Source organism: Erythrobacter sp. Dej080120_24 (assembly GCF_036322605.1).
In the GTDB taxonomy this organism is placed as follows: Bacteria; Pseudomonadota; Alphaproteobacteria; order Sphingomonadales; family Sphingomonadaceae; genus Erythrobacter; species Erythrobacter aurantius.
The window spans coordinates 2,392,608-2,407,712 of record NZ_AP027262.1 but is presented as its reverse complement, the minus strand read 5'-3'; the positions used below and the strand labels follow the sequence as shown (position 1 = coordinate 2,407,712).

12 protein-coding genes are annotated in these 15,105 nt (G+C 63.1%); 6 read left to right on the top strand and 6 right to left on the bottom strand.

The window, feature by feature from the left end; genetic code table 11:
• Window positions 1–1,180: 1,180 nt before the first annotated feature.
• From AABA34_RS11510 to AABA34_RS11500, 3 genes are all read right to left on the bottom strand, one after another.
• On the bottom strand, window positions 1,181–1,921 hold the full coding sequence (locus AABA34_RS11510; RefSeq protein WP_338302749.1) for a hypothetical protein: 741 nt from the start codon (window positions 1,919–1,921) through the stop codon (window positions 1,181–1,183).
• 153 nt (window positions 1,922–2,074) lie between these two features.
• On the bottom strand, window positions 2,075–3,079 hold the full coding sequence (locus tag AABA34_RS11505) for a copper resistance protein B (RefSeq protein WP_338302748.1): 1,005 nt from the start codon (window positions 3,077–3,079) through the stop codon (window positions 2,075–2,077).
• Window positions 3,079–4,791, bottom strand: coding sequence for a copper resistance system multicopper oxidase (locus AABA34_RS11500; RefSeq protein WP_338302747.1), 1,713 nt, complete (start codon window positions 4,789–4,791; stop codon window positions 3,079–3,081). The genes AABA34_RS11505 and AABA34_RS11500 overlap by 1 nt, the downstream gene beginning before the upstream one ends.
• A 75-nt stretch (window positions 4,792–4,866) precedes the next feature.
• On the opposite strand from AABA34_RS11500, the gene AABA34_RS11495 reads away from it, so the two are divergent.
• Window positions 4,867–5,133, top strand: coding sequence for a metal-sensitive transcriptional regulator (locus AABA34_RS11495; protein WP_034954271.1), 267 nt, complete (start codon window positions 4,867–4,869; stop codon window positions 5,131–5,133).
• Between the two features lie 14 nt (window positions 5,134–5,147).
• On the opposite strand, the gene AABA34_RS11490 is transcribed toward AABA34_RS11495, so the two are convergent.
• Window positions 5,148–6,320 carry a GGDEF domain-containing protein gene (locus tag AABA34_RS11490; protein ID WP_338302746.1) on the bottom strand — a complete coding sequence of 391 codons (1,173 nt, stop codon included), beginning with the start codon at window positions 6,318–6,320 and terminating at the stop codon, window positions 5,148–5,150.
• A 152-nt stretch (window positions 6,321–6,472) separates the two neighbouring features.
• Between AABA34_RS11490 and AABA34_RS11485 the strand changes: the two genes are divergently transcribed.
• Both AABA34_RS11485 and AABA34_RS11480 read left to right on the top strand, forming a co-directional pair.
• Window positions 6,473–8,413, top strand: a complete 1,941-nt coding sequence (locus tag AABA34_RS11485; RefSeq protein WP_338302745.1) for a lipoxygenase family protein — start codon at window positions 6,473–6,475, stop codon at window positions 8,411–8,413.
• 76 nt (window positions 8,414–8,489) lie between these two features.
• On the top strand, window positions 8,490–9,284 hold the full coding sequence (locus tag AABA34_RS11480; RefSeq protein ID WP_034954269.1) for an outer membrane protein assembly factor BamD: 795 nt from the start codon (window positions 8,490–8,492) through the stop codon (window positions 9,282–9,284).
• A gap of 30 nt (window positions 9,285–9,314) precedes the next feature.
• Here AABA34_RS11480 and AABA34_RS11475 read toward each other — a convergent pair whose 3' ends face one another.
• Complete coding sequence (locus AABA34_RS11475) at window positions 9,315–9,782, bottom strand: DUF1499 domain-containing protein (protein ID WP_338302744.1); 468 nt, start codon at window positions 9,780–9,782, stop codon at window positions 9,315–9,317.
• A 168-nt stretch (window positions 9,783–9,950) separates the two neighbouring features.
• On the opposite strand from AABA34_RS11475, the gene recN reads away from it, so the two are divergent.
• Together recN and AABA34_RS11465 are read left to right on the top strand one after the other, a co-directional pair.
• Window positions 9,951–11,618, top strand: coding sequence for a DNA repair protein RecN (gene recN, locus AABA34_RS11470; RefSeq protein WP_338302743.1), 1,668 nt, complete (start codon window positions 9,951–9,953; stop codon window positions 11,616–11,618).
• Window positions 11,615–12,175: a hypothetical protein gene (locus AABA34_RS11465; protein WP_338302742.1), complete on the top strand. Its 561-nt coding sequence runs from the start codon at window positions 11,615–11,617 to the stop codon at window positions 12,173–12,175. Before recN ends, AABA34_RS11465 begins: the two co-directional genes overlap by 4 nt.
• A 96-nt stretch (window positions 12,176–12,271) precedes the next feature.
• On the opposite strand, the gene AABA34_RS11460 is transcribed toward AABA34_RS11465, so the two are convergent.
• Window positions 12,272–12,631 (bottom strand): hypothetical protein, encoded by a 360-nt coding sequence (locus AABA34_RS11460; RefSeq protein ID WP_252257976.1) that lies wholly within the window; start codon window positions 12,629–12,631, stop codon window positions 12,272–12,274.
• 392 nt (window positions 12,632–13,023) lie between these two features.
• Here AABA34_RS11460 and ligA point away from each other — a divergent pair, with 392 nt between their 5' ends.
• Window positions 13,024–15,096: an NAD-dependent DNA ligase LigA gene (ligA, locus tag AABA34_RS11455; protein ID WP_445083731.1), complete on the top strand. Its 2,073-nt coding sequence runs from the start codon at window positions 13,024–13,026 to the stop codon at window positions 15,094–15,096.
• Window positions 15,097–15,105: the final 9 nt, after the last annotated feature.

Sequence of the window (15,105 nt, the reverse complement as noted above, 5' to 3'; positions counted from 1 at the left end):
GCGGCAAGTTGAATGACCACGCTAAGCGGTCCGCCATCCGCTCCTGCGCCCCCGGGCTCACCAGGGCGCCCGGTCGTCGGAGGCCGGCCCTTGCTAATGCAGTCGATGCCGCCGGCGTTGTTACCTGGAAGTCCAGCGACTCCCATGTTTCCTGCCCCAGCGAGCGAAACGATAGTGAATTTGCCCGGGCCACGCCAGACTCTGCGCGGAAGCCAGCGGCTTTGGCCACTGTCATCGAAGTCGAAACGCGCATTTCCAAGAACCACCTCAATCTCGGGGCCGGGGCGGGGGCTGCCGTTTGGGAGCGAGCCTATGCTCATTGCTATGATCGCACTGTCAAATCCGAACTTGGAATTGAGTGCCACCAGTCGAAACCTCTCTGCACTGGTCGTCACTAGCAGCGTTGCGCCGTCTCCCATTTCCAAGGAAGAAAGTTGGATAGAAGTGAGACCTCTAGGCAGCTCGAAAGTACATCCGCGCGGTATGGTGAGACTAAAACCATCCGAAACTTGCTGCTGCTGCACCGCTTGGCACGCCAGCAAATCTGGTGAGCATTGGATGGAGTTACAATCGATCGTCGCCATATGTGGGGGAGGTGCGGCTGGCCCAAGATTCCCGAGCGACTGCAAAGCTAGAAGAACGCTCGATATCATAATGTCCCCCCAAAACAATCTAGATCAAATTACCACTAGCGTAACCCTTCCACAAGAAGAAGCTGCTGGAAAAGCAGAAGAAGTGCAAGTCGCGGATGCGGGAGCGCCCGCAGGGCGGCCTGCCCCGGCGTAGGCCGGGGGGAATGTGTCTATTCCGCAGGAGGCGTTTGTTGCCGCGCTGCGGATGGGGGAGGAGTGAGGCCCATTCCGTCATGCTGAACTCGTTTCAGCATAGCCTGCTGTGGCTGGCGCTTCGGGTCGTTATCCTGAAACAAGTTCAGGATGACGGGTTTTGTGGATGAGGGTGGCAGCAATCTGGCCTGGGGCCTTTGTCGCGGCGCTGCGGATGGGAGAGGAGTGAGGCCGCGCGCGTCAACCTAGCTCACCCAAGCTCGTGCTGAGCTTGTCGAAGCACTGCACTTCTTCGGATTTGGTAAGCGCGGTGAAAGAGGGGGCAGCCCTTCGACCCCCGCGTACGCGAGCGCAGGCAAGCTCAGGGTGGGCGGAGAGTGCGCGCCCCATGACCTCTACCCCTCTTTCCTCAACCTGCTCACCAATCCCGCCGCATCCTCCTCTCCAGCCAACCTCGCCTCATCCCGCGCGCGCAGGCGTTCGTAGAGCGCAAAGGCGCGGCGGGTTTCGGGGGAGAGGCGGACGAAGTGGGCGGCTTTCTCCGCCTCGACGGCGGTGCGCACGCGTTCGACCTTGGCATCGATGCTGGCGCGGACTTCGGCGGGGGAGGTCTGGCGCTGCTCGCCCTCCCATTCTTTCCGCCATTTCTTCTTGAGCCGCGCTTTCTCCATCTTGCCCACGGCGTTGAGGCCCTTGAGATCGCTGCCGTGCTTGCCAAAGCGTTCGGGCGCGCGGTTGCGCAGGAGGAACATCAGCAGCCGGTCGTTATAGCTTTTGCGCGTGCCGATCAGCGCGCCATAGGAATAGACGGGCACGTCGATGCCGTTGAGCGCGCGCTCCATCGCGACATCCTCCAGCCGCTGCACGCCAAGGTCGAGCGCGCTTTGCCATGCGGTGCGGAAACTTTCGGCACCTGGCTGGCGGCGCAGGTAATAGGCGCCCTCGGCGCTCATGTTGACGGTGCGGCAGGCGGCGGCGACGCTGCCGGTGTCGGCCAGCGCCTCGATAAAGGCTTGCTGGCGTTCGGGAGTCCAGCCGTCATGCCGCACGCAGCGGCGCGGGACGGGGGTGAAGGCGGGAAGCTCCCGCGCGGGGACGGGGAGGCGGGTGGTTCGGGGATCGGTGCGGCGGGTCATTTTTTCCTTTCCGCACGCCATCCGGCGCGCGATTTCCTCGCGCCTGCGGCGCTGCGGGCGGGCGGTCGCCCTTGCGGTCGCAAGCGACCGATGAGCCTAAACCACAAAAGCCCGGAGTAGGAAAATTGGCCCCGCCTTGCGGGCGGTTGCGGGTCAGAACCAGGCGCGCAGGCCGATCAGCAGCTTGATCCCGTCCGGGTCTTCACCGGCGGCGCGGGCGATGTCGGCTGTCTCGCCCGTCTTCGCTTCGTATTCGATGCCGATGTAGGGGGCGAATTCGCGCTCGATCTCATACCGCAGGCGCAGGCCGGGCTCGACCTTGGTGAACCCCGCGCCAAGCCCGCGTTCGGGGATGGACTGGGCGGAGAGCTCGGCTTCGATTCGGGGTTGCAGGATCAGGCGCTGGGTGATGCGCTGGTCGTACTCGGCCTCGATACGGGCGGTGATGTCGCCGCGGTCGGACAGGAACAGCGCTGCGTCCACTTCGAACATGTAGGGCGCAAGGCCCTGCACGCCGATGACGGCATGGCTGCGGGTGTCAGGCTCAGGGTCGAAGCGGACGCCGGCCTGCAGGTCGAAGAAGGGGCCGATGGCGCGGCTGTAGAGCGCCTGGATCTCGGCATCCTCGATCCCGCCGCCGAATTCGCCTTCACCCTCGGTCTTGATCACCAGCCGGTTGATGTCGCCGCCGTAGAATGCCTGCGCGTCCCACAGGTAGCCTTCGGAGCCGCCTTCGGTGGGGATGCGCGCTTCGAGCCGTTCGAGCATCACCATGCCTGTGCGCATGGCACCGTGACTTTCGGCAAGGGCAGTGCGGGCAGTGGCCATGGCTTCCGCTCCCCAAATCGCGTCGGCCGCATGGCGCGGCCCTTCGAAAGCGCGCTGCGGGACAGCGGTTTCGGGCGCGGCGCCGGGAGCGGACTTGTCCTGCGGCATGGCGTGGCCTGCGTGCTCATCCTTGGGCGGGCATTGCTCCGGCGGAAGGTGGCCCATCGCGCAATGATCCATCGCAGGCGTTTGCGCGGGCGTTCCATGCCCGGCGTGGGCATCATGCGAGCCAAGCCCGGCGTGCGAACCATGCGCACCATGCCCCGAATGATCCTGCGCGGCGAGCGGCGCGGCCAGCAGGGTCGCCGAGGCAAGCAAAGCAGCGCGCATCACGAATTCTCCGGGAACGGCCGCACCGTCACCACCTGCATCATCCCGGCGTGCATGTGGTAGAGCATGTGGCAGTGGAACGCCCAGTCCCCCGGCTCGTCCGCGGTCAGATCGAAAGTCGCGGTTCCGCCCGGCTGCACCACCACGGTGTGCTTCAGGGGCTGGTGCATGTGATCCGCCCCGTTGACCAGTTCGAAGAAATGGCCGTGCAAATGGATCGGATGCGCCATCATCGTCTGGTTGACGAGCTTTACCCGCACCCGCTCGTCATAGCCGAAGCGGATCGGATCATCGGTAACGGAAGTGAACTTCCGCCCGTCAAAGCTCCACATGTAGCGTTCCATGTTGCCGGTGAGATGGATCTCCATCTCGCGCTCCACCCTGCGGTGCGGGTTCATCCGCTTCGCCTTGAGATCGGTGTAGCGCAGCACCCGGTGCGGCAGATCGTCAAGGCCGAGGCCGGGAAAATCCATCCGGTCCATCGGGCTGGGCGCGACCATGTCGATGCCGGGGCCGACTTTCACGTCATCGGGCAACAGCGAAGTGTCGCGCATGTTGTGCTGCATGCCGCCCCTTTCGCCGCCCATGTCGTGCGAGCCATGCCCCATCGCCGCATGGTCCACCATGCCCATGTCCGTCATCGTCAGCGTCGGAATCTTGCGCAGGGGAGGCGGCGTCGCGATGTGCCCCTTGTGGCTTGTCAGGCTGGCAACGCCCATGCCGCTGCGGTCCATTGCCTCCGCCACGATCGCATGGCTGCCGTCCGAAGGCGCGACGATCACGTCATAGGTTTCCGCAACCCCGATCTGGAATTCGTCCACCTCGACTTCGTCGACATCCTGCCCGTCGGCCTGAATCACCGTCATCGGCACGCCCGGTATGCGGACGTTGAAGAAGGTCATGGCCGATCCGTTGATCACCCGCAGCCGCACCCGTTCGCCAGGGCGGAATTCCAGTAGCAGATTGTCGGCAGGGCCGTGGCCGTTGATCAGATAGGTGTAGGTCGAGCCAGTCACATCGGCGATGTCGCGCGGATTCATCCGCATCTGGCCCCACATGCGCCGTTCGCTACCGGGCATCTCGCCTTCGCGCATGGTCTGCATCTGGCGCTGGAAGTAATGTTCGCCGACCTTCAGCTTGCGCATGATTTCATGCGGGTGGATCGGCGTGAACTCGCTCAGCAGCACGACATAGTCGCGATCGTATCGCGGATCGGGATCGGCGCTTTCGATGATGATCGGCCCGTAGTGCCCGGCCTGTTCCTGAAGCCCCGAATGCGAATGCCACCAATAGGTGCCGTTCTGGCGGATCGGGAATTCATAGGTGAAGGTTTCGCCCGGCTTGATTCCGGGGAAGCTGACACCGGGTACACCGTCGAACTGGAACGGCAAAAGCAGCCCGTGCCAGTGGATCGAGCTGTCTTCGTCCAAATTGTTGGTGACGTGCAGCCGGACGTTCTGCCCTTCCTTCAATCGCAGCAGCGGACCGGGCACCGTGCCGTTGACGGCAAAGGCGTGGCCGGTTCGACCGCCGGTTGCAAAATGCGCATTACCGATTGACAGGTTGATGTCCTCGCCCGAAAGTTCCCCGAAACCGTTGCGTGCATGGCCGATCGAGCCTCCGCGCGCCCATGCAGGCATGGGCAGGGTGGCAGCGGCTGCGAGCGCGGCCGTGCTGGTTATGAAACCGCGGCGGGATGGGACAAGGGGCATGGGTAGATCTGGTTCGTTCGAGGGACGGGCAGCGTTACTATACCCCCAGCAGGTATGTAAACAGGGCAGTAGGCAATGAAGGCGGCAGACAAGGTAAAGCGGCTCAACCGGATTTCAGGGCAAGTGCGCGGAGTTGCCCAGATGATCGAGGATGATCGTTATTGCATGGATGTGCTGCACCAGATCCAGGCGATCAAGGCTGCGCTGGCCAAGGTCGAAAGCCAGGTGCTGAAAGATCACGCCGCCTGCTGCGTGGCCGAAGCCATCGCCAGCGGCGATGAAAAGGAACAGCGCGAAAAGTTTGAAGAACTGGTCGATCTGCTGGAACGCACACGCAAATAGCGCGCGGTCGCCGTTCAGGCTGCGGCTGACGGGGCAGGAAGGTCTTCGCCGCGGCGGCGCGGTTGGCCTTCGTCGATTTCCTTGATGTGGCAGAAACGGTTGCGGCCGGTGTTTTTCGCCTCGTACAGCGCCATGTCCGCATCGGTGTAAAGCCGTTGCCAGCCGTCTTCGTAATTCAGCATGCCTTCGGCGATTCCGACACTGATCGTCACCTGCTGCCCATGCGGCATGTCCGCTTCGCGAACTGCGGCGAGAAGCTGCAAGGCCGTCGCCGGGGGCAGATCGGCATTGCTGCCCAGCAAGGCGAATTCTTCGCCACCCAACCGCGCCGCGCTGACATTGTTGCCGCTGAACCCGTCGATGATCTGCGCCACCCTGACCAGCACTTCGTCGCCCATGTCGTGCCCGTGAGCGTCGTTGATCGTCTTGAACCGGTCAATATCGATCAGCAGCAAGCGGGCCGGTTCGCGATCATCGCCCAGCGCATCGGCAAAATCCTGAAGCGCGCGGCGATTGAGCAGGCCGGTGAGCGGATCGGTGAGGGCCAGAGTGCGGTTCTGCTTCTTGAGCTGTAGCAGATCGAGCACGTGGCGCTGGTGCGCGTTGATCATGCGCCACTGGAACAATCCCGCAAACAGCAGGCTGCACCCTGCGGCGAAATCCAGCGTCCGCCCGCTGGTGACAAGCAACAGCGAAATCGGCAGCAGGTCGATCACAAGATTGGCAATTGCTCCGATGCGGACATTGGCAAGGCAATAGGCTGTCGCCAGTGCGCCCATCACCAGAATGATCGGGAATTGCAGCCGGTCATCCGCCGGTGCGTAGAGCCAGCTGAGCACGCACCACGATGAACAGATCACCGCGCCGAAGCAGCTGGAGATTGCGCTGTCGACGACATAATGCGCGGCGACTTTCGGGCGCGCGGAAAAATCGATCCGGCGGCTGAGCATGACAAAGCCGAGCAGGCAGTAAGCGCCCATCGCGATCGGCATGCCCACGCGCACCATCCACGGCACATCCGGGTTGCCCGCAAACATCGCCAGCGGGGTCGTCAGGAACAGCAGGAAGAACAGCCAGCGGGCGTTCTTTTGTACTTCGCCCGCGGCGTGGATCACGAATTCATCGCGAATATCCGGAGCCACATCCGGGATCGCATGGCGTGCGACGAACTTCTTGAAACCACTCATGAAAGGGGGATTAGCGCGGGTCACCTAACAAATGGTTAGAATTCGCGAAACTCGTCTGGACTTGTCCAATAAAAGTAAAATCAGCAACTTAAAGGATTGTTTACCATAAACTGCAAGTTGTCCTGCGTGTAATCACGAGGTCGGAGAATAACATGGCGCAGCAGGCACCGGTAAACCCAACAATTCCGCAAAATGATCCTGCCGGGGCGGCGGCGCGCAAGGCGTATCTGGAAACGATGCAGCAGCAGTATGAATGGACCGATGCGGTCCCTTCGCTGCCGGGTGTTCCTGCGGTCAAGAACCTGCCTGACAGTGAACAGCCTTCGCTCGAATGGTGGCTGATGCTGGTGGGCGTATTGCTGCAGATCCATCGCAACGACACTGCCGCCGAAGAGGCGCTGGCGGCCAAGGGGCTGGCCTCGCTCGATCCGCTGGTGCTTGACGCGGACAAGGCCTTTGTCGGCGCGGTCGAAAAGCTGGTGACTTCGCTCGAACAGAAGATCGCCGGAACCAAGGTGACGAAGAAGAACATCGGCACCGTTGTCGGTGAATTTCTCGAAGAGGAAGCGGCAAAGGCTGGTGTCGCCGCGCTCAAGGATTACGCGGCGAAACTGATTTCCACGATCGAGCATCGGGCCGCTTTGAAAGCGGCGAGCGGTGCGTCCGATCCGCGCTCGATCGATGATTACCGCGAAATCTTCAAGACCATCGACATTCCCGCCATCGCCTACACCTTTCAGGATGATCGCGAATTCGCGCGGCTGCGGGTGGCCGGGCCGAATGCTGTGCTGATCGAACTGGTGGAAGGCAGCGTGCCTGCCTCCTGCCCGATCACTGCGGAACAATATGCCGCCATCGTGCCGAACGACACGCTGGCGGCGGCGCTGGCGGATGGGCGCATCTTCCAGTGCGATTACAAGGATCTGGCAACCATCGAACCGGGGATCTGGAACGGTCAGGCGAAATATCTGACCTGTCCGGTCGCGCTGTTCGCGGTGCCGCCGCAGTCGGGTTCGCTGGTGCCGATCGCGATCAATTGCGATCCGTCCAATCCCGCTTGCGAGGTGATCACGCCTTCGACCGATCCGGACCGGCAATGGGGCTGGGAAATGGCGAAGTTCTGCGTGCAGGCCGCCGACGGCAATTATCACGAGCTGTTCGCGCATCTGGCGCGCACCCATCTGGTGATCGAGGCGGTGGCGGTTGCCACTCATCGTCACCTGCCGGATCAGCACCCGCTGTGGGCGCTGCTGGTGCGCCATTTCGAAGGGACGCTGTTCATCAACTGGGCGGCGGCGGTTTCCTTGATCACCAAGGGCGGGCCGATCGACCACATCTTTGCCGGCACAATCGAATCGAGCCAGGCGACGGCGGCCAAGGCGCGGCTGAGCTTCAATTTTGCCGAAGGGGCCTTGCCCGCCAATCTCGCCGCGCGCGGGTTCGGCCCGGATTCGAAGCTGGCGGATTACCCCTATCGCGACGATGCGCTGCTGGTGTGGGGAGCGATAGAGGGCTGGGTGCGGTCTTATGTTTCGGTCTATTATGCGGCTGACAGCGATGTCGCGGGCGATACCGAACTAGCCGCATGGGGCAGCGCGATAGCCGGGGCGGGCAGCATCGAAGGCTTTGTCACCCCCGCCACAATAGCCGATCTGGTGCAGGTGCTGACGATGATCATCTTCACCGGCAGCGCGCAGCACGCCGCGGTCAATTTCCCGCAAAAGGCGATCATGGAATTCGCGCCCGCGGTTACCGGTGCATTGTGGCAGCAGGCTCCGGATGTGCAGGGCGGGGCGACCAAGGCGCAGTGGCTGGCGATGATGCCGCCACAGGAAATGGCGCTGGAGCAGCTGAAGGTGCTCTATCTCCTCGGTTCGATCTATTATCGCCCGCTGGGCACCTATGTCTCGCCGCAATATCCCTATCCGCAGTGGTTCCAGGACCCGGCGATCATCGGTGAAGACGGGCCGCTGGCGCGGTTCAACGCGGCGCTCGCCGGAGTCGAGCAGACCATTGTCGAGCGCAACGCCAACCGGCTGCATCCCTACACCTTCCTGCTGCCCAGCCTGATCCCGAGCAGCACCAATATCTGACGCGGCAGCAGGGCGGACGGGAAAACCCGCGCAACTTCACTTGGCGTTCAGCAGAGCCGTGGCTATACCGCGCTCCATGATCACGAACTTGCGCATTCGCCTGACCCGTGCCGCCCTGCTGGGCGCGGCTGTATCCACCCTTGCCGCATGCGGCGGCGGGGCCGCCAATGAAGACGTCGCCTATGTCGCGCGCGACGTCGAATCGCTCTATTCCGAGGCGCAGCGCCGGCTTGACCGGGGCAATGTCGTGCTGGCTGCCGCATTGTTCGACGAGGTGGAGCGCCAGCACCCCTATTCGCCCTGGGCCCGGCGTGCGCAGTTGATGAGCGCCTTCAGCTATTACACCGCGCGCGATTACAACAAGGCGATCCAGAACGCGCAGCGTTTCCTCTCGATCCACCCGGGCAACAAGGATGCGCCTTACGCCTATTACCTGATCGCGCTGTCGTATTACGAGCAGATCAGCGACGTGAACCGCGACCAGTCGATCACCAAGCAGGCGCAAACCGCGCTGCGCGAGGTGAACCGCCGTTTCCCGCAGACCGAATACGCCGCCGATGCCCGCCTGAAGCTGGACCTCGTGGCCGATCACCTCGCGGGCAAGGAAATGGAGATCGGGCGGCATTACCAGCGTTCGGGCCAATGGCTCGCAGGCGCGCTGCGGTTCCGCAACGTGGTGGAGCAGTACGAAACCACGAGCCACGCACCCGAAGCGCTGTATCGCCTGACCGAAAGCAGCCTAGCGCTGGGCCTGCGCGAAGAAGCGGTGAAATACGCCGCCGTTCTCGGCGCGAACTACCCCGGCACCGAATGGTATGAAAAGGCGTTCGAACTGGTGCAGGACAACGCCGCCGGCGTCACACCCAGCTGAAGCCAGAGATCATTCAGCTGATCACTCAGCTCACGTGACCGGTTCAGGGGCGGCCGCGAACACCGCATCCCTTAGCTGGCCTACCCGCGCAGCGTTGACCCCCATGTCCGAATACCCGACCCTCGAGGCGGAGCGGACGTGCACCGCATCGTCGCCTTTGCGCAGTTCGAGATCGTCGACAAACCCGAAAGTGCCAGAGGTAAAGCTCGCGGCGATGTAGCCGTCCGAGGTCGAAATGATCTCCCCGCCCATGTCCTCAATCGCGGCAGGCAGCGTTTCCCAGCTCTCCAGCGGAAACGGCTCGACCCGCTTGCCATCCGGCGTCCCCGCCTCGCTCGACACGCAGTTGGAGGTGTTCGTCGGACAAGGCGCGAGTGTCCCGCCCACAATTCCCGCTGCCGATCCGCGCTGCGAGGCTTGTCCCAGCACGAACATTCCGCCTGTCACCGCCACAGTCAGGCCGATTGCGCTGAACAGTATCGTCTTGAAAGCTGCCATGGCCGTTGCGCCTCTCGATCAAAGGTAAAGGGCAGGCTGCGGCCTGCATGGCGACCTTGTATCCTTTTGCCTGACAATACCCGATGCCGCCACAACTCTCAAATGGCGCGGATAATTTGCGTGTGGACGCGTGACGTGGCCAAAGCTTGCGGCTAGACCAAAGCCGACATGCTGACCCGGCTTTCGATCCGCAACATTGTACTTATCGAAGCGCTCGACCTTGATTTCGGGCGCGGGCTTGGCGTGCTCACCGGTGAAACGGGGGCGGGCAAGTCGATCCTGCTCGACGCGCTCGGCCTTGTCCTGGGGGATCGCGCCGAAACCTCGCTGGTTCGCGCCGGGGAAGACAAGGCGAGCGTCACCGCCAGTTTCGAATTCGCCCAATTGCCCAAACCGATTGCCGAGGCGCTGGACGATGCCGATATCGAGATCGAGCCGGGCGAACCGCTGATCATCCGGCGGCAGGTGAAGGCCGATGGCGGGTCAAAGGCGTTCATCAACGATTCCCCCGCCAGCGTCGCCCTGCTGCGCGAACTGGCCCCGGCGCTGGTCGAACTGCACGGCCAGCACGATGATCGCGGTCTGGTGAACCCGCGCGGCCACCGCGCGCTGCTGGATCGCTATGCCGGGATTGACCTGCCCGCGCTCGAACGGCGCTGGGCGGCATGGGCCAAGGCCGAGGCGCAGCTTTCCGAAGCGCGCAGCGAAGTCGAACAGGCCAAGGCCGATCAGGATTTGCTGATCGCGCATCTGGCCGAACTGACCGCGCTCGAACCGCAAGCGGGCGAGGAAGCGCGCCTCGCCGCGACTCGCGCCGACATGCAAAAGGGCGAAAAGCTGGCCGGTGATCTGGAAGAGCTGCGTCACGTCTGGGAAGGATCGGATTCGCCGCTCGCCGCGCTCAGGGTGGCGGCGCGCAAGCTTGATCGCATCGCCGATCAGCACCCGTTATTGGCCGAAGCGCTCGCCGCGCTGGATCGCGCCGTGATCGAAGCGGGCGAGGCGGAGGAAAAGCTTGAGAAAGCGGCCGAGGCGCTTGTCCATGATCCCGCCGCGCTCGATGCCGCCGAAACGCGCCTGTTCGAACTGCGCGCGCTCGCCCGCAAGCACCGCTGCGAAGTCGATCACCTGCCCGATCTGATGCGCGAGATGCGCGGCAAGCTTGACGCGATCGAAGGTGGGGAGGCGCAACTGGACGCGCTCGAAGCAGCGGTGAAGGAAACCCGCGCCGCCTATGTCGAGGCCGCCGAAAAGGCGCAGGAGCTGCGCATCGCCGCCGCGAAAAAGCTGGACAAGGCGGTCGCGGCGGAACTCGCCCCGCTGAAACTGGACGCGGCGCGTTTCCTCACGGCCATCGGCAAGCTACCGGAAGAACGCTGGGGCGCGCACGGGATGGACAGCGCCGAATTCCTGATCGCCACCAATCCCGGCGCGGACTTTGCCCCGCTGGGCAAGATCGCATCGGGGGGCGAGCTGTCGCGCTTCATCCTCGCGCTCAAGGTCGCGCTCGCGGAAAAGGGCGGGGCGGCGACGATCATCTTTGACGAAATCGACCGCGGCGTGGGCGGGGCGGTGGCCAGCGCCATCGGCGAACGGCTGGCGCGTCTGGCCGCTGACGAAGGGCAATTGCTGGCCGTCACCCACAGCCCGCAAGTCGCGGCACGCGGCGGCACGCATTACATGATCGCCAAATCGTCCTCAGGCACGGTCACGAAAACCAGCGTTGTGTTGCTGGACGCCGAAGGGCGGCAGGAAGAGATCGCCCGCATGCTGTCCGGTGCCGAGGTCACACCCGAAGCCCGCGCGCAGGCAGATCGGCTGCTGGAGGGCGTGTGACGCAAATCAACCTCTACCTTGCCAAACAGGACGAGGCGGAGTTGCTGCAATTCATCCGATCGCGCGGGGGCTATCTCGCCCGCGATTACGAGCGTGAGGGCAGGACCCTTGTCGAGGAAGCGGCAACCTTTGACGCCGTGCCCGACACGCGGCTGTTCGTGATTTCCGATGAAGCTTTCCCCCGCGAACAGCTTGCCGAGGCGAGATGGCGCAGCATCGCGGATTACGGGCCAGTGGGGCAAAGGTCGCAATTTGCCGGGCCGAAGATCCTGTACGAGCCTTTTGAAACCGTGGCGGAAGGTGTTCTGCACGCGCGTTTCTGGGCCGGGTTTTCGTCGGTCACCTTCTACGGCCCGCCGCCGTTTTCCGGAGGCCCTCCCGCAGGCTATCCCCACGGGTTTGAGGACAAGGCCAACCTGCTGACGGGTTTTTACAATGCAATCGGCCGCCATGTTCGGAAGGGCTGGCGAGCGCATGGATCCGGCCCCGGCGCGGTTCGGTGCGGGCCGAATGCGGTTCCCGCGCTAATGGCTGCGGGGTGGCTCGAGGAGGCGTGATGGGTTCTAAATGCCCTACGTCCCCGAAGTCGTCCGTCTCTTGATCAATCCCGGCCGCCGGTCGTCAGACCAGCAGCCGGGACGGATGGCCGGCGGTTATTCCCCGCCGTACCACTGGCCTGTGCCGCGCGATTGCGTGGCGGAATACCATTCCATTGTCAGCGATCCGCGACGCCCTGCGGTGTCTCCGGTCTTGCCCTGAAGGCCGCCGACGCAGCCTAGCGGAGTTTCCGGACCGGGCTGGCCCAGATAGTTGCAGCCATAGAGGAGCGACGCGGTGCCGCTGCTATCCTTGGCGGTGCAGCTCATGTGGATGGCGAAAAGGCCGCTGTCGGGTTGTTGCATGCCGACACAGCGCACCGTCCCCTTTTCCACGGAGCCATCGGCGTAAGTGGTGGTGTAGGCGCCATCGACGACTCCGCCCCCGCCGCCGCGTGAGCCGTCCGGCCCTGTCATTCCACCAATTGATTCAACAGGTTGCCAAACGACATCATAAGTGAAGCTTTGAGCAAGCGCGCTGCTTGCAAATAAACAGGAAATGGCGCTTGCAGCCAAAATTGTCTTGATTTTCATGATTATGCATCTCCCCAAATATGCAAATATGATAATATTTGCATTGACTCGTAAGTCGTGATGCTACCCGTAATTCAATAAAACCACATATTTGGGGTGACAACAAGGAAGGCTTTGCAAATACTTGAATTTGATATCTTCTATTTGAATAAGACGCCCCGAATTTTGGAATTGGCTTGTCATGGTGGCTTGGGGAAAGCTGGATTGGGGGTGTAGCATGGCACTTTTCCGCTTTGAGACCTTCGGGCATAGCGGGGGCAAAGAAAGTGGAATTCATGCCGCCCATGCCAAGCGCCGAAATCACCGAAGCCGAAGCCGCCAATGAACTGATGCGGCTTGCGAAACAGATCGCGCATCATGATCGGCTGTATCATGCCGAGGACGCGCCCGAGATCAGCGATCCGGAATATGACGCGCTGGTACGGCGCAATCGCGAATTGGAGGAGGCGTTTCCGCATCTCGTCCGCGAGGATTCCCCGTCGCGCAAGGTCGGGCATGAAGTCGCTGCCTCACCGTTGAGCAAGGTCACCCACGAGGTTCGCATGATGAGCCTCGACAACGCCTTCAACCGCGAGGAGGTGGAGGAATGGGTGCAGCGCATCCGGCGCTATCTCAACCTGTCGGACGGCGATCCGGTGGCGATTACAGCAGAGGACAAGATCGACGGGCTGTCGTGTTCGCTGCGGTATGAGAACGGCGAACTGGTGCGCGCGGCGACGCGCGGGGACGGGCAGGTGGGCGAGGATGTGACCGCCAACGCCCGCCACATCGCCGACATTCCGCAAAGCCTGCCCGCCGGTGTGCCGGAAGTCTTCGAGGTGCGCGGCGAGGTCTATATGTCGAAGGCCGATTTCGCCGCCTTGAACGCCGCGCAGGAAGAGGCGGGCGGCAAGCTGTTCGCCAATCCGCGCAATGCCGCCGCCGGTTCGTTCCGGCAGAAGGATGCGAGCGTGACGGCGAAACGCCCGCTCAAATTCTGGGCCTATGGCTGGGGCGCGGCGAGCGATGTTCCCTGCGCCACGCAGCAAGAAATGATGCGCATGATCGAAGGCTGGGGCTTCCCGCTTTCGCCGTTCCTGACGGTGACGGGCAGCGTCGATGAAATGATCACGCATTATCAGGAAATCGGGCGGCAGCGGCCCGATCTGCCCTATGAGATCGACGGCGTGGTCTACAAGGTTGACCGGCTCGATTACCAGCAGCGGCTCGGTTTCGTGTCGAAGGCCCCGCGCTGGGCGCTGGCGCACAAATTCCCGGCTGAAAAGGCTCAGACGACACTTGAAGCGATCGACATCCAGGTCGGGCGCACGGGCAAGCTGACTCCGGTGGGCCGGCTTGCGCCGGTGCTGGTGGGCGGGGTGACGGTCACCAATGTGACGCTGCACAACCGCGACGAGATCGAAAGGCTGGGCGTGCGACCCGGCGACCGGGTGGTGATCCAGCGCGCGGGCGACGTGATCCCGCAGGTGGTGGAGAATTTGACGCGCGAGGAAGATCGGCCCGGTTTCGCCTTCCCCGATCACTGCCCCGAATGCGGCAGCGAAGCCGTCGCGGAAGAAGGCGAAGTCGATGTGCGCTGCACAGGCGGCCTCATCTGTCCGGCGCAACGCACGCAAAGGCTTGAACATTTCGTCAGCCGCAAGGCGCTGGACATCGACGGCTTCGGATCGAAGACCATCGCGCAATTCTTTGCGCTGGGATGGCTCGAAAGCCCGGCTGACATCTTCCGTCTGAAGCAGCGGCGCGGCGATATTCTTGCGCTCGACGGGTGGCAGGAAAAGTCGGTCGACAATCTGCTCGCCTCGGTCGAAGCGCGGCGCGAACCGGATGCGGCTCGGCTGCTGTTCGGGCTGGGCATCCGCCATGTGGGCGAGACGACTTCGCGCGATTTGATGAAGCATATCCACGAACTGCCCGCGCTGCGGCAGCTTGCCGAGCGGGCAAGGGCGGGTGACAGCGAAGCGGTTGCCGAATTGACCTCGATCGACGGCATCGGCCCTTCGGTGGTCGAGGCGCTGGGCGATTTCTTCCACGAACCGCACAATGTCGCGGTGTGGGAGGACATGCTGTCCGAAGTGACCCCGCCACCCTATGTGGTCGAAACGCTCGACAGCCCCGTCGCTGGCAAGACGGTAGTGTTCACCGGCAAGCTCGAAACCATGAGCCGCGACGAAGCCAAGGCGCAGGCCGAACGGCTCGGCGCGAAGGCGGCAGGAAGCGTTAGCGCAAAGACCGATCTCCTGGTCGCAGGACCCGGCGCGGGATCAAAGCTGAAAAAGGCGCAGGAATTGGGTATCGAGGTGATTGACGAGGCCGGCTGGGCGCAGATTGTCGCAGCCGCCGGATAGGCAGAAGGT

Bases quoted from the DNA above. Each gene is read 5' to 3' on its own strand.
- AABA34_RS11510 (WP_338302749.1), bottom strand. From the start codon at position 1,921: ATGACCCGCCGCACCGATCCCCGAACCACCCGCCTCCCCGTCCCCGCG.
- AABA34_RS11505 (WP_338302748.1), bottom strand. From the start codon at position 3,079: ATGCGCGCTGCTTTGCTTGCCTCGGCGACCCTGCTGGCCGCGCCGCTC.
- AABA34_RS11500 (WP_338302747.1), bottom strand. From the start codon at position 4,791: ATGCCCCTTGTCCCATCCCGCCGCGGTTTCATAACCAGCACGGCCGCG.
- AABA34_RS11495 (WP_034954271.1), top strand. From the start codon at position 4,867: ATGAAGGCGGCAGACAAGGTAAAGCGGCTCAACCGGATTTCAGGGCAA.
- AABA34_RS11490 (WP_338302746.1), bottom strand. From the start codon at position 6,320: ATGAGTGGTTTCAAGAAGTTCGTCGCACGCCATGCGATCCCGGATGTG.
- AABA34_RS11485 (WP_338302745.1), top strand. From the start codon at position 6,473: ATGGCGCAGCAGGCACCGGTAAACCCAACAATTCCGCAAAATGATCCT.
- AABA34_RS11480 (WP_034954269.1), top strand. From the start codon at position 8,490: ATGATCACGAACTTGCGCATTCGCCTGACCCGTGCCGCCCTGCTGGGC.
- AABA34_RS11475 (WP_338302744.1), bottom strand. From the start codon at position 9,782: ATGGCAGCTTTCAAGACGATACTGTTCAGCGCAATCGGCCTGACTGTG.
- recN (WP_338302743.1), top strand. From the start codon at position 9,951: ATGCTGACCCGGCTTTCGATCCGCAACATTGTACTTATCGAAGCGCTC.
- AABA34_RS11460 (WP_252257976.1), bottom strand. From the start codon at position 12,631: ATGACAGGGCCGGACGGCTCACGCGGCGGCGGGGGCGGAGTCGTCGAT.
- ligA (WP_445083731.1), top strand. From the start codon at position 13,024: ATGCCGCCCATGCCAAGCGCCGAAATCACCGAAGCCGAAGCCGCCAAT.